The sequence below is a fragment of the Sphingomonas sp. LT1P40 genome, from assembly GCF_036663835.1.
Classification (GTDB): Bacteria; Pseudomonadota; Alphaproteobacteria; order Sphingomonadales; family Sphingomonadaceae; genus Sphingomonas.
The window spans coordinates 1,119,239-1,132,970 of the sequence record NZ_JAXOJT010000001.1 but is presented as its reverse complement, the minus strand read 5'-3'; the positions used below and the strand labels follow the sequence as shown (position 1 = coordinate 1,132,970).

Annotated in this window: 12 protein-coding genes; 6 read left to right on the top strand and 6 right to left on the bottom strand. The window is 64.5% G+C overall.

The genetic code is table 11. The annotated features are described in order from the left end of the window. The first annotated feature begins 55 nt into the window (after nucleotides 1-55). The 4 genes from U1702_RS05570 to U1702_RS05555 are packed head-to-tail and all read left to right on the top strand — an operon-like array spanning nucleotide 56 to nucleotide 5,652. Nucleotides 56-1,351: a heavy-metal-associated domain-containing protein gene (locus tag U1702_RS05570; RefSeq protein ID WP_332722791.1), complete on the top strand. Its 1,296-nt coding sequence runs from the start codon at nucleotides 56-58 to the stop codon at nucleotides 1,349-1,351. Next, nucleotides 1,348-1,971, top strand: a complete 624-nt coding sequence (locus tag U1702_RS05565; RefSeq protein WP_332722789.1) for a P-loop NTPase family protein — start codon at nucleotides 1,348-1,350, stop codon at nucleotides 1,969-1,971. The genes U1702_RS05570 and U1702_RS05565 overlap by 4 nt, the downstream gene beginning before the upstream one ends. 10 nt (nucleotides 1,972-1,981) lie before the next feature. Continuing rightward, the gene (locus U1702_RS05560; RefSeq protein ID WP_332722787.1) at nucleotides 1,982-4,150 is read left to right on the top strand and encodes an RNA degradosome polyphosphate kinase; all 2,169 of its coding nucleotides are present in this window, start codon (nucleotides 1,982-1,984) and stop codon (nucleotides 4,148-4,150) included. A gap of 2 nt (nucleotides 4,151-4,152) precedes the next feature. Then, nucleotides 4,153-5,652 carry a Ppx/GppA phosphatase family protein gene (locus tag U1702_RS05555; RefSeq protein ID WP_332722785.1) on the top strand — a complete coding sequence of 500 codons (1,500 nt, stop codon included), beginning with the start codon at nucleotides 4,153-4,155 and terminating at the stop codon, nucleotides 5,650-5,652. Here the strand turns inward: U1702_RS05555 and U1702_RS05550 are convergent. Next, nucleotides 5,649-5,939 (bottom strand): I78 family peptidase inhibitor, encoded by a 291-nt coding sequence (locus tag U1702_RS05550; RefSeq protein ID WP_332722784.1) that lies wholly within the window; start codon nucleotides 5,937-5,939, stop codon nucleotides 5,649-5,651. The genes U1702_RS05555 and U1702_RS05550 overlap by 4 nt on opposite strands. Further along, nucleotides 5,936-7,114, bottom strand: coding sequence for a ribonuclease D (rnd, locus tag U1702_RS05545; RefSeq protein ID WP_332722783.1), 1,179 nt, complete (start codon nucleotides 7,112-7,114; stop codon nucleotides 5,936-5,938). Before rnd ends, U1702_RS05550 begins: the two co-directional genes overlap by 4 nt. A gap of 101 nt (nucleotides 7,115-7,215) precedes the next feature. Between rnd and aspS the strand changes: the two genes are divergently transcribed. Together aspS and U1702_RS05535 are read left to right on the top strand one after the other, a co-directional pair. Continuing rightward, nucleotides 7,216-9,012 (top strand): aspartate--tRNA ligase, encoded by a 1,797-nt coding sequence (gene aspS, locus U1702_RS05540; protein ID WP_332722782.1) that lies wholly within the window; start codon nucleotides 7,216-7,218, stop codon nucleotides 9,010-9,012. A 6-nt stretch (nucleotides 9,013-9,018) separates the two neighbouring features. Continuing rightward, nucleotides 9,019-10,410 (top strand): L-serine ammonia-lyase, encoded by a 1,392-nt coding sequence (locus tag U1702_RS05535; RefSeq protein WP_332722780.1) that lies wholly within the window; start codon nucleotides 9,019-9,021, stop codon nucleotides 10,408-10,410. Between the two features lie 22 nt (nucleotides 10,411-10,432). Here the strand turns inward: U1702_RS05535 and U1702_RS05530 are convergent, their stop codons facing one another. Genes U1702_RS05530 through U1702_RS05515 form a run of 4 tightly spaced genes read right to left on the bottom strand, consistent with a single transcriptional unit; the run spans nucleotide 10,433 to nucleotide 13,693 of the window. After that, entirely contained in the window at nucleotides 10,433-10,792 is a 360-nt protein-coding gene (locus U1702_RS05530; protein WP_332722778.1) for a DUF2200 domain-containing protein, read from the bottom strand. Continuing rightward, the gene (locus U1702_RS05525; protein ID WP_332722776.1) at nucleotides 10,789-11,283 is read right to left on the bottom strand and encodes a GreA/GreB family elongation factor; all 495 of its coding nucleotides are present in this window, start codon (nucleotides 11,281-11,283) and stop codon (nucleotides 10,789-10,791) included. The genes U1702_RS05530 and U1702_RS05525 overlap by 4 nt, the downstream gene beginning before the upstream one ends. Further along, nucleotides 11,280-11,696: a GNAT family acetyltransferase gene (locus tag U1702_RS05520; protein ID WP_332722774.1), complete on the bottom strand. Its 417-nt coding sequence runs from the start codon at nucleotides 11,694-11,696 to the stop codon at nucleotides 11,280-11,282. The genes U1702_RS05525 and U1702_RS05520 overlap by 4 nt, the downstream gene beginning before the upstream one ends. Then, nucleotides 11,693-13,693 (bottom strand): lytic transglycosylase domain-containing protein, encoded by a 2,001-nt coding sequence (locus U1702_RS05515; protein ID WP_332722772.1) that lies wholly within the window; start codon nucleotides 13,691-13,693, stop codon nucleotides 11,693-11,695. Before U1702_RS05515 ends, U1702_RS05520 begins: the two co-directional genes overlap by 4 nt. Between the last annotated feature and the right edge of the window lie 39 nt (nucleotides 13,694-13,732).

Here is a 13,732-nt window from a genome sequence, read left to right as displayed (position 1 = left end):
GCCTAGCCATATCGCGCTTGGATTTCTACGCCTCCTTCGCCAAAAGGGCCGCCAGATGCGCCAACGCCTTTCCCCCGTCTTTGCCGCCACCGCCGCGCTCGCACTGTTGGCGACGGCTGGTTTTGCGGTCGCTCAGGCCGGGAAAGGCGCGGCAAAAGCCGATCAGAGCCGCGACGCGGGCGACAGTTCAGGCAGTTTCGAGGTCAGCGGCGTCGAGGTCGATGTGCGCGGCGCGAATGCCCAGGCGGCACGGATGGGCGGCTGGCGGCTGGCGCAGCGCAAGGCGTGGGGCATGCTGGCACAGCGGCTGGCGGGCCATGGTTCGTCGCTATCCGATTCGGCGCTCGACGCGATGGTCACCGGAATCATCGTCGAGAAGGAGCAGATCGGACCCAATCGCTATGTCGCGCGACTGGGCGTGCTGTTCGATCGCGGACGTGCGGCGTCGGTGCTGGGCGTGGGCGGCCAAGTGCTGCGATCGCCGCCGATGCTGCTGATCCCGGTGCAGGTTTCGGGCGGCGTGCACCGCGTGTTCGAGGGTGACAGTGCGTTCAACGAGGGGTGGAAGCGATTCCGCACCGGCAACAGTGCGATCGATTATGTGCGGCCGGGCGGCACCGGTCCGGACCGGCTGCTGATAAACGCCGGGCAGATTCAGCGGCGCGGACGCGGGTGGTGGCGCGCAATCATCGACCAATATGGCGCGAGCGATATCCTGGTGCCGACGGTTGAGCTGCGCCGCAGCTACCCCGGCGGGCCGATCGTCGGCGTGTTCACGGCGGGACATGGGCCGGACAACCGAACGCTTGCGCAGTTCGTGTTGCGGGTGAACGACGGCAACGCGTTGCCTGCACTGATCGACGCGGGAATCCAGCGGATCGACAAGGCGTATCAGGACGCCTTGCGCGCTGGCATCCTGAAGCCTGACCGGCTGTTGATTACCGAACCGCCCCGGCCGGAGGTTCCCGTCGAGGAGACCGGCGAAGAGGAAGGCGCGGTCGAGACCAGCGATGCGCCGCTGGTGGCGACGGGCGCGGCCTATACCATCCAGTTCGACACGCCGAGCGTGGCGGCGCTGACCAGCGGCGAAATTGCGATGCAGTCCGTGCCGGGCGTCAGTTCGGCGGTGACCACCAGCACCGCGCTGGGCGGGGTTTCGCTGATGCGTGTGACCTATGAGGGTAGTCAGGCGTCGTTGCGTGCCGCGCTGGAAGCGCGGGGCTGGCAGGTGCAGGAGGGGGCGGGCGTGCTGCGCGTGCGCCGTGGCGGCGGGACACCCGCACCGGCTCCCGCTCCAGCCCCGACATCGTCGCCGATTCCCGCGGAAGCCGGAAACAGCAGCGACGGATGAGCCAGCTTCCACTGCCGCTCGACCGTCCGGCAGGTGCGCGTGAGGACAGGTTCCTGATTGGCGAGGGCAATGCGCGCGCCGTCCATATCCTGGAGCACACGGCGACCTGGCCGGTCATGACGGCGATCATCACCGGCCCGCGCAAATCGGGTCGCAGTCTGCTCGCGCGGACGATGGTGGCGCGTACCGGCGGCACGATGATCGACGAGGCCGACCGGCAGAGCGAAACCACGCTGTTCCATGCGTGGAACGCGGCACAGGCAGAGCGGCGACCGCTGTTCCTGGTGGCGGACGACGCGCCGCCGGTATGGGCGGTGAAACTGCCCGATCTGCGATCCCGCCTGAACACCAGCCCGGTGGCGCGGATCGAGCAGCCCGACGATGCGTTGGCGGCGGATATCTTGCGCCAGTTTTTCGACCGTCACGAACTTGTCGCAGTCCCCGATGTAGTGGCATGGGTGATGCGCCGGATCGAACGGAGCTATTTGTCGATCCTGCGCACGGGCGAAGCGCTGGAGGAGGATGCCAGCCGCCGCCGCAACCGGCGCTTGTCGATCCCGGCGGCGCGGGCCACATTGACTGCGTCCGGCCTGTTGAAAGAGCCGGGCGCGCTCCAATAGACGAGGATTCATGTCGAGCCGCGCGCAAATCAAGCTGGAAGCCACCGACCCTGCCGGACAGACCGGCGCGCGCTATTTCAACCGCGAGCTGTCGTGGCTCGGTTTCAACCGGCGGGTGATGGAGGAGGCGTGCAACACCGCACATCCCTTGCTCGAACGGCTGCGCTTCCTGTCGATCTCCGGCTCCAACCTCGACGAATTCTTCATGGTTCGCGTGGCTGGCCTTAAGGGACAGCAAATGCAGGAGGTCGAGGCGCATTCGGCCGACGGACTGACCCCGGCGCAACAGCTGACAGCGATCGTCGAGGATGCCAGCGATCTGGTCGACAGCCAGCAGGCGGTGTGGAACGATATCCGCCGCGAACTTGGTGAGCGCGCGGTCGAGGTGCTCGATGCCGACGCGATCACCGGTGAGGTTGCCGAATGGGTCGAGGACCATTTCCGCCGCCAGATTTTTCCGATTCTCACCCCACAGGCGCTCGATCCCGCGCACCCGTTCCCGTTCATCCCCAACAAAGGGTTGAGCGTGATCTTCGACCTGATCCGCAAGTCGGATGGGGAAGAGGTCCGCGAACTGGTCCTGCTGCCGCCAGCGAGTCCGCGCTTCGTGCGGATTCCCGGCGAAAAGGCGCGGTTCGTGCCGATCGAGACCTTGCTCAGGCGCTATTCCGGGCTGCTGTTTCCGGGGTTCGAAGAACGCGGTGCGGCGACGTTCCGCGTGCTGCGCGACAGCGATATCGAGCTGGAGGAGGAGGCTGAGGATCTGGTCCTCTACTTCCGCACCGCGATCAAGCGCCGCCGCCGCGGTCGCGTCATCCGGCTTGAGATGGAAGACGGCATCGCGCCCGAGCTGGAAGCGGTGCTGAAAGAGGAGCTGGGCGGCAGCGAAGCGATCCTGACCGAAACCGGCGGGTTTCTGGGCGTCGGCGATCTGGCGATGATCGTCGAGGAGGACCGGCCCGACCTGAAATTCACCCCCTACGCCCCGCGCTTTCCCGAGCGCGTCCGCGAATTCGGCGGCGATTGCTTTGCGGCGATCCGGTCGAAGGACATTGTCGTCCACCACCCTTACGAGACGTTCGACGTTGTGCTCGCCTTCCTCAAACAGGCGGCAAGCGACCCGGACGTTATCGCGATCAAGCAGACCTTGTATCGCGCGGGCAAGCAATCGGCCGTGATTCAGGCGCTGATCGCCGCCGCCGAGGCGGGCAAATCGGTCACCGCCGTCGTCGAACTGAAGGCGCGCTTCGATGAGGAGCAAAATCTGCTCTGGGCCTCCGCACTGGAGCGGGCGGGGGTGCAGGTGATTTATGGTTTCACCACGTGGAAGACCCACGCCAAGGTGTCGATGGTGGTCCGGCGCGAGGGCGACGAGTTTCGTACCTACTGTCATTTCGGCACTGGCAATTACCACCCGGTGACGGCGCGAATTTACACTGATCTCAGCTTCTTCACCGCCGATCCGCGCATCGGGCGCGATGCGGCGAAAATCTTCAACTACGTCACCGGCTATGTCGAGCCGCAGGATCTGGAAAAACTGACGGTATCGCCGCGACATTTGCGCGATCGTTTGGCCGAACTGATCGACGACGAAATCGCTAATGCGCTGGCGGGCGAGCCTGCGGCGATCTGGGCAAAGATGAACTCGCTGGTCGATCCCGCGCTGATCGAGAAACTGTACGAGGCCAGCAATGCCGGGGTCGAGGTTGACCTGATAATCCGTGGCATTTGCTGTCTGCGCCCCGGCGTCGCCGGGATGTCCGACAATATCCGGGTGAAATCCGTGGTCGGGCGCTTTCTGGAGCACAGTCGCATCTGGGCGTTCGGCAATGGTAAGGCGCTGCCGAACGACGGTGCGCGGCTGTTCATCTCATCCGCCGACTGGATGCCACGAAACTTCGACCGTCGCGTCGAGTTCATGCTACCGATCGAGAACCCGACGGTGCATGACCAGATATTGGATCAGGTCATCGTCGCCAATCTGATCGACACCGAACAAAGCTGGGAGCTGCAAAGCGATGGCCGATATATCCGCGACGATCCCGGCCCGAAGCCGTTCAACCTCCACCGTTACTTCATGACCAATCCATCGCTGTCCGGACGTGGCGCGGCACTGGCGACCAGTGAAGCCGTGCCGAAACTGTCGCTGCGGCGCTGGCGCGCCGAGCGCGGCGGGTGAGCGTGGCGACCCTGTTGTTCCGCAAGCCGCGCGAGACGCCGGCCCCGGTGTCGCGCCGCACCGGCATCATCGATATCGGTTCAAACTCGATCCGCCTGGTCGTCTATGACGGCGCGGCGCGGCTGCCCGCGATCCTGTTCAATGAAAAGGTGATGGCGGGGCTGGGCCGATCGCTGGCTGAAACGGGCATTATCGACGAGGCAGCGCTGACCACTGCGACCACTGCACTGGCGCGATTCGGCAGTCTGGCGCGCGAAATGGGCGTGGACACACTACGCACCGTCGCCACCGCTGCCGTCCGCGATGCCTCGAACGGCGACAAGCTGATCGCGATTGCAACCGCGCTGGGGCTGGAAGTCGAAACGCTTTCGGGCGAGGCGGAGGCGCTGGCGGCTGGTTACGGCGTGCTGTCCGGCATCCCCGACGCGGATGGCATCGTCGGCGATCTGGGCGGCGGATCGCTGGAACTGGTGCGCGTCGTCGCAGGAACGGTGACCGATCGCGTATCGTTTCCGCTCGGTGTGTTGCGGCTGGGCGCGATCCGGGCAAAGGGGAAGGGGGTTCTCGATCGCACCGTGGCAAAGCTCCTCGATGAAGCGGGCTGGACGGGGCGGGGCAATGACTTGCCTTTTTACCTCGTTGGCGGGTCGTGGCGAGCATTGGCGCGGCTCGATATGTATTTGACGGGGTACCCGCTGCCGGTGATCCACGAATATACCATGCCGGCCGGGACGGTAACGCGGCTTCAGCGCACGATCGCGCAGTTGGGCAAGGGCAAGATCCGCGCCGTGCCGAACCTGTCGTCGGGACGTATCCCGACTCTGGAGCACGCCGCTGCCCTGCTGGCGGTGCTGATGAAGCATCTGGGCAGCAGCGCCACCGTCGCGTCCGCATTCGGACTGCGCGAAGGGCTGTTATTCGGCGACCTGACGATCGAGCAACGCCGCGAAGATCCGCTGATCGCAGCCGCGCGGGACGAAGCGCGGCGATCGGGTCGGTTTCCCGAGCATGGCGATCTGCTCGACGGCTGGATCGCGCCATTGTTTGCCGACGACACGCCCGATTTGGTGCGGTTGCGGCATGCCGCGTGCCTGCTCGCCGATGTCGGCTGGCGCGCGAACCCGGAATTTCGGGCGGAGCGCGGCATGGAAATCGCGATGCACGGCAATTGGGTCGGGGTTGACGCGCGTGGCCGGGCATTGATCGCGCAGGCACTGTTCACGTCGCTTGGCGGCGGGTTCGAATCGCCACCGCCGATCGGACAACTCGCCAGCCTCGACGATCTGGAGCACGCCAAACTCTGGGGTCTGGCGATGCGGCTGGGCCAACGGCTAAGCGGCGGCGTCGCGGGGCCGCTGCGACGCTCATCGCTGGAGGTCGTCGACGAGGAACTGGTGTTACGGCTCGAAGGCGACGACGCTGCGCTCTATGGCGAGGCGGTCGAGAAGCGCCATCGCGCGCTGGCCGGAGCCGTGGCGCTGATCGCGGCAGTGGAGGTTTAACCGCAGCGCGCCGCCTTGATCGTGTTCACATTGTCCAGCTCAAGGTTCAGCCGGTCCGACCGAAAATCCATCGTTACCGCCATGTCGGGCTTGATGAGCCGCACGAGGCGTGCGCCCGAACGCTGTTTCGCTCGCGCCACGACCTGTGGCTTCGCTTCGCGCCCAACCAAGGGCTGAACCCGATCGGCATTGCAGCGGACACCCGCCCCCGGCCCGGGCAGCGGCGTCGGCAACGTCACGCAGCCAGCAAGAACGGCGGGAAGCAGGATAAGGGTGAAGCGGATCATGGGGTCGGCTCCTCGGTGCGAGTCATTTTCAGTTTACCCCCGCGGACGGTGAACCCAAGCTGACCCTCGACCAGCGCCAGCGCGTCGCGGCCGAATTGCTCGAACCGCCAGCCTTCGAGGATCGCGAGCCCCTCGCGTTGCCCAGCCGCCAGCGCCTCCAGCTCGTCCGAGCGGGCGAGCAACCGCGAGGCCACATTGATATCACGCGAGCGAATCTTCAAAAGCAGCTTGAGCAAATCGGCGACCAGCGACCCCTCCTTGCCCAGCGGCAATTTCCGGTCGTCGCGCGTCGGCATTTCGTCGGCGGACATCGCCGTCGCGCCTTCGATCGCCGCCATCAGCCGCCCGCCGATATCGTTATGCCCCCATGCCGCCGACAGGCCGCGCACGCGCGTCAGATCGGCCTGCTTGCGCGGCGGATTGCCCGCGAGGTCGGCGATCGTTTCGTCCTTCACGATCCGCCCGCGCGGCAGATTTTTGCCCTGCGCCTCCAGCTCTCGCCATTTCGCCAGCGCTTTCAGCCGACCCAGCACTTCCGCCTTGCGGCTCGAAATGCGGATGCGCTGCCATGCCTGTTCGGGGTCGTTTCGATAATTCTCCGGATCGGCGATCCGCTCCATTTCCTCGTTCAGCCAGTCGCCGCGCCCGGTCTTGCGCAGTTTTTCCAGCATCTTGGGGAAGATTTCGGAAAGATAGGTGACGTCGCAAATCGCATAGTCGATCTGGCGCTTATCGAGCGGACGGCGCGACCAGTCGGTAAAGCGCGCGCCCTTGTCGACCACGATGCCCAGATAATTTTCGACCAGATTGGAATAGCCGATCTGCTCGCCTTGCCCCAGCGCCATCGCCGCGACCTGGGTATCGAACAGCGGGTGGGGGGTCTTGCCGGTCAGGTTATAGACGATCTCCAGATCCTGCCCGCCGGCATGAAAGACCTTCAGCACGTCCTCATTGTTGACCATCAGGTCGAGCAGGGGGGTCATGTCGATTCCCGGCGCCATCGGGTCGATCGCCGCCGCTTCGTTCGTGTCGGCGATCTGGATCAGGCAAAGTTCCGGCCAGAAGGTGTTTTCGCGCATGAATTCGGTGTCGACCGTGATGAACGGCTGTTGCGCGAGGCGGGCACAGAGATTGGCGAGGCTGGCCGAGTCCGAGATCAGGTCGTGAATATGCATCGCAGGCCCATAGCCGCGTGTGCGCGGGTTGACAAAGGGGTGTATGGGAAGGATGCGCCGCCCCTATAATTTCTTGTCGTTCAAAAGAAGAAAACCGAACCATGCACGCCTATCGCACGCACACATGCGGCCAGCTCGCCGCCGCCCAGGTTGGTGAAACCGTCCGCCTGTCGGGCTGGATCCACCGGACGCGCGAGCATGCCAACGTGCTCTTCATCGATTTGCGCGATCATTACGGAATTACGCAGGTCGTGGTGGAGACTGGGTCCGAGCTGTTCCCGATCGTCGATGCCGCCGGTCCCGAATCGGTCATCACGGTGACGGGCAGGGTGTCGGCACGGTCGGCGGAGACGCTGAACACGAAGCTGGCGACGGGCGAGATCGAGGTGTTTCCCGAATCGATCGTCGTTCAGTCGAGCGCCGAGAAGCTGCCACTGCCGGTGTTCGGAGACGCCGAATATCCCGAGGAAATCCGCCTTCGCAACCGCTTCCTCGACCTGCGTCGTGAGCAGTTGCACGCCAACATCATGCTGCGATCGAATGTCATCGCTTCGCTGCGCAAGCGGATGATCGACCAAGGCTTTACCGAGTTCCAGACGCCGATCCTGACCGCATCGTCGCCCGAAGGCGCACGCGATTATCTGGTTGCCAGCCGCGTTCATCCCGGCAAGTTCTATGCGCTCCCGCAGGCGCCGCAGATGTTCAAGCAGCTGTTGATGGTGGCCGGGTTCGACCGTTATTTCCAGATCGCGCCATGCTTCCGCGACGAGGATGCCCGCGCCGACCGCTCGCCGGGCGAGTTTTACCAGCTCGATTTCGAGATGAGCTATGTCACACAGGACGACGTGTTCGCGGCGATCGAGCCGGTGCTGCATGGCGTGTTCGAGCAATTCGCCGACTGGCAGGGCAAGGGACGTACTGTCAGCCCTCTGCCGTTCAAGCGCATTCCCTACCGTGAATCGATGCTGAAATACGGCAACGACAAGCCCGATTTGCGCAACCCGCTCCTGATAACCGATGTGAGCAAGCTGTTTGAAGGCTCTGGCTTTGGGCGCTTTGCATCGATGGTCGAGGCGGGCGACGTCGTCCGCGCGATCCCCGCGCCGAACACGGCGGAGAAGAGCCGCAAATTCTTCGACGAGATGAACAGCTGGGCACAGTCCGAAGGCTTCCCCGGGCTGGGCTATGCCACGCAGAAGGACGGCGTGTTCGGCGGGCCGATCGCCAACAATCACGGGCAGGAGGGGATGCAGGCCATCGCCGACGCGCTCGGCCTGGGTCCGAACGACGGCATCTTCTTTGCGGCGGGCAAGGAAGCGCAGGCGACCAAGCTGGCCGGTCTGGCCCGTTCGCGCGTTGGTGACAGTCTGGAGCTGATCGACAAGTCGCGCTTTGAATTCTGCTGGATCGTCGATTTCCCGATGTTCGAGGCGGACGAGGATACCGGCAAGATCGACTTCAGCCACAACCCCTTCAGCATGCCGCAGGGCGAGCTGGAAGCGTTGGAGACCATGGACCCGCTCGACATTCTGGCGTGGCAATATGACATCGTCTGCAACGGCATCGAATTGTCGTCCGGCGCGATCCGGAACCACCGGCCGGAGATCATGTACAAGGCGTTCGAGATTGCCGGGTACAGCCAGGCCGATGTCGACAGCAATTTCGCGGGCATGATCAACGCGTTCAAGTTCGGTGCGCCACCGCACGGTGGCTCCGCACCGGGCGTCGACCGCATCGTCATGCTGCTGGCGGATCAGCCGAACATCCGTGAGGTCATCCTGTTCCCGATGAACCAGAAGGCGGAGGATCTGATGATGCAGGCACCGTCCTATGTCAGCGACAAGCAGCTCAAGGAATTGCACATCCGGCTTGCACCGGGCGTCGCGCCGACCGAATAAGGGCAAATGCTCGACGGTTCACCAGCAGTCCCACGCTCACGGGTCGAGGCGACGATCGGTCTGGCCGATCTGTTCACGATCGGCATCGGGCCGTCATCGTCGCACACGGTGGGGCCGATGCGTGCGGGGTTTGCCTTTGCCGAGGCGGCACTGGATCGCGGCGTGCCGGTGTCGGTGTCGTGCGAGTTGTTCGGATCGCTGGCGCTGACTGGCAGGGGGCATGCGACCGATACGGCGGTGATGCTGGGGCTGGCCGGGCATCGGCCCGAGGCGGTCGATCCCGATGCGGTGGCGACGATCGTCGCGACGATCCGGGCGGAGGCGCGACTGTCGCTGGGCGGGCATGTGCCCGTGCCGTTCGTCGAGGGCACGCATTTGATCTTCCGCGAAGACCGCTTCCTGCCGTCGCACCCGAACGGCATGCGCTTCGTCGCGCACTATGATGGTGGCGAGCCGTATGAGACCTATTGGTACTCGATCGGCGGCGGCGCGGTGGTCGAGGGTGGCTGCGAGCCGCCACAGACCAATGTGAAGCTGCCGTTCGCTTTCTCGTCCGGCGCGGAACTGCTGGCGGTGGGCGAGGCACAGGGCAAGAGCATCGCCGACATCGTCCGCGCCAACGAAGCGGCATGGCGCGACGACACCGAGACCGACGCCTTTATCGATTCGCTGCGCGGCGCGATGTCGGCCTGCATCGAACGCGGGATGCGCGGGGAGGGGGAGTTGCCCGGTGGGCTGAAGGTCAAGCGCCGCGCCCGCGATCTCTACGCCCGGCTGATGGCACGCGGGCCGCGCTCCGATCCGTCTTTGGTGTTCGACTGGGTGAGTTTGTGGGCGCTGGCGGTGAATGAGGAGAATGCGGCGGGTGGCCGTGTCGTCACTGCGCCGACCAATGGCGCAGCGGGGGTGATCCCGGCGGTGCTGCGCTATTACGAGACGTTTTGCGCCTCACCGACCCCGGCGGGTGCGCGAATATTCCTGCTGACGACGGCGGCGATCGGTTTTCTGTACAAGAAGCGTGCGTCGATTTCCGCAGCGGAAATGGGGTGCCAGGGCGAAGTCGGCGTGGCTTGTTCGATGGCGGCGGCGGGGCTGGCAGCGGCGCTGGGCGCGAGCAATGCGCAGATCGAGAATGCCGCCGAAATCGGCATGGAGCATAATCTGGGCCTGACCTGCGACCCGATCGGCGGTCTTGTCCAAATACCCTGCATCGAGCGCAACACGATGGGCGCGATCAAGGCGATCAACGCCGCCTATCTGGCGATGCACGGTGACGGCAGCCATGTCGTCAGCCTGGACGCGGTGATCGAGACGATGCGGCAGACCGGCGAAGACATGCGGTCGAAGTATAAAGAAACCGCGCAGGGCGGGCTGGCGGTGAATGTGGTGGCGTGTTGAGATTGACGGCGAGTTTTTCGCATTAATCCCTTGGCTTTCGCAGGATTTTTTCCATCTTTCTGCCCTTGGCAAGCTCGTCGATCAGCTTGTCGAGATAGCGGAGTTCGCGCATCAGCGGCTCCTCGATATTTTCGACGCGGACGCCACAAATCATGCCGGTGATCAGCGACCGTGACGGATTGAGTGCAGGTGCCTGTGCGAAGAAGTCCTCGAAGGTTGTTTTCTGCGCCAGTTCGTGTTCCAGCGTATCCTGACTGTAACCTGTGAGCCAGTAAAAGATTTCATCAACCTCCGCTTTCGTCCGACCCTTCTTCTCGGCCTTGGCGATGTAGTGCGGGTAAACGCTGGCGACGCTGATCGAATAGATGCGATGTCTGGTCATTTGGATCGTTCCGGATAGCTCACCGCCATCACTTCATATTCCTTCTCACCGACCGGTAGAGTGACCCGCCGCATGTCGCCCACCGCCGCACCGCGAAACGCGCGGGCGATCGGGGCATTCCAGCCGATCCGACCAGCACCCGCATCCGCCTCGTCATCGCCGACCAGGGTCAGCACACGCTGATGGTCGTCCTCGTCCGCGATGGTGATCGTGGCGCCGAACCACACCCGCGTCCGATCCGCCTGCGCGGATGGATCGACGACATATGCCGCCTTCATCCGTTTCGACAGCCAACCCAGCCGCCGGTCGATCTCGCGCAGCCGTTTGCGGCCATAGATGTAATCGCCATTCTCGCTGCGATCGCCATTGTCCGCCGCCCAGGCGATTGTTTCGACCAATTTCGGACGCTCCTGACCGAACAATTCGTCATATTCCGTCCGGAGCACGGTGTAGCCCGCCAGCGTGATGTAGTTGGGGCGAGGTTCGCTCACGACAGGCGCTTGCCCATGCTCATCAGCGGTTCGACGTCATAGCCCATCCGCTTCCAGAAGGCGGAGACCGCCTGATTGGTCAGGCGCACCTGCAGGTTGATTTTCAGGCAACCCAGCGCCGTCAGCCGATCTTCGGTCGCGCGCACCAGTCGTTCGCCGATCCCGCAATCCCGCGCATTGGGGTGCACGGCGAGCTTGTAGATCCAGCCACGATGCCCATCATAACCGCCCATTACCGTCCCCAGCACATGGCCATGTTCGGTCGCGGTCAGGAACAGATCGCGCTGAACCGCCAGCTTTGCCGGGATCGCCGCATCGGCATGGCTGTGCGGCGGGTCTTCGGTGAAGATAAGACGCCACAGCGCATCGACTTCACCGAACTGATCCTCCCGATACGGCTCGACCGCGATCATCCGGGGCGGTTCTTGCCCAGATACCAGCTGATATGGTTTGGCCCGCGCGACCGCGCGCGTTGGGGGTAGAGAAGGTCGTAAACCACGGCGTTTTCCAGCACACGGTGGACGTAATTCTTGGTCTCGAAGATCGGGATCGCCTCGACCCAGTTGAGCATGTCGACACCGGGCATGCGCGGGTCGCCATTGGCGCGGATCCATTTGTTCACATTGCCCGGCCCGGCATTGTACGCGGCGACCGCGAGTGGATAGCTGCCCCCATAATAGCTGAGCATGCGCTGGAAATAGCTGGAGCCGAGCCGGATATTATAATCCGTGTCGGTGGTCAGCGCGGCCAAATTGTAACCGAGGCCCAGCTTGCCCGCCGTTTCGCGCGCGGTGCCGGGCATCAATTGCATCAGCCCGCGCGCACCGACGCGGCTCATGGCAGCGCGGTCGAACTGGCTCTCCTGCCGCGCGATTGCGTGGATGATCGTGAAATAGCTTTCCTCACCCGCCGGGACACGCACCGTCGGGAAGCCGGCGACGGTATAGTCGGTCAGCCCGTTGAGCAGCGCGCTGCGCCCGACCATCACGCCCAGATCGGGGCGACCGATGTTGCGGGAGAGTTCGGTCGCGAGCAGATGATCCTCAGCAGTCGTGGCGTCCGCGGCGATCTGGCGCAGGAACAGCCCCTGATCCTGCCACTGGCCGGTGGTGCCGAGCATCTGGGCCACGCGCACGACTTCGCGGTTGTAGAACGCCGTGCGCGCGCTGGACGTGGCGCGAGTGCCGTCGAAAGCGGGTGGCGCGCGCAAGGGCAGTCCCATGCGCTCGGCCGCGAGCTGGCCGTAATAGAGATCGGAATAGGCGGCGGCGCGCTGGTAATAGGCTTGCGCGGTTGGCTGCTGCCCGGCGGCGTCTGCCGCGCGGCCCGCCCAGTAGATGCCCTTGGACTGGGTGGTCGGGGTGCGGCTGCCCCGCGAATAGCGGTCGAACATCGCCATCGCGTCGGCGGGGCGGCGCATTTTCTGCATCGCCACCGTACCGGCCAGCCAGACCAGGCTGGTATAATCGTCGCGTATGCCGAGGCCGAGGTCGGATACATCAGTGCCGGGAGCAAAGGCGTCATCGACCTGCGACGCGATGGCATAGGCCAGGCCATATTGCCCGTCCGACTCCGCCGCGCGGGCGTTGATCAGGAGGACTTCGTACCATTTCTCGACATTGCCCGGACGGGTGGCAAGGCTGCGCGGTCGGGCGAGGAGCGAACGCGCAGAATGACTACTGCCATTCGCGCGAAACCACATTGCGCGGTCGGCGATGAAGCCGGGGTCGCGCATGCCGATCGCCTCGACCGACGCGGCCTTGGCCGAAGCATCCGGCGCATTGCCCTTCAGCGCCAGCCGCGCATCGAACAGCGTGCGGTTCTGCGGCGAGGTAAAGCCGAGCTGGCGCGCGGCGGCGGTGCGCGCGTCCTGCCACAACAGCGCATCCATTCGCGCGTCGTGATCGGCGGGCGACAGCGCGCCGGGGAAGCTGCCAATCACAGCGCTCTCGTCCGCTGGGCGGAGCGATCCCGCACGCCATGCCCTGCGAGCCTGCTCGTCCGCCTCCGCACGGCGTCCCGAAATCGCCAAAGCTTCGGCGAACCGAACCCGACCCGCAGCAGTCACCGGCGGGAAGCGATCAAAATAGCGCACTACCAGCGATGGCGCTTCAAGCCCGGACCCCAGCGCGGTCTCCGCCGCCGCACGCCGCCCCATCTCGCCCGGCCAGCCCGGATGGGCGAGCATGAAATTGGCGTAATCGCCGAACGGATAGCGATCCGACTGTTGCAGCCGCTTCCACTCGCTGACATTATATTGCAGCGACGACGCGGAGGCGGGCTGCTGCCCGACCAGCGCGAAGAACTTCGTTCGATACCATTCGACCCCGTCCTGAACGACCTGGGACGAGGCAGCGATGCCGGACACGCCTGCGAGCAACAGGCCGGTTCTGAACCAAAATGCGAACATGTGGACATGATACGCGTCGCTACCCTATTGGCCACCCCG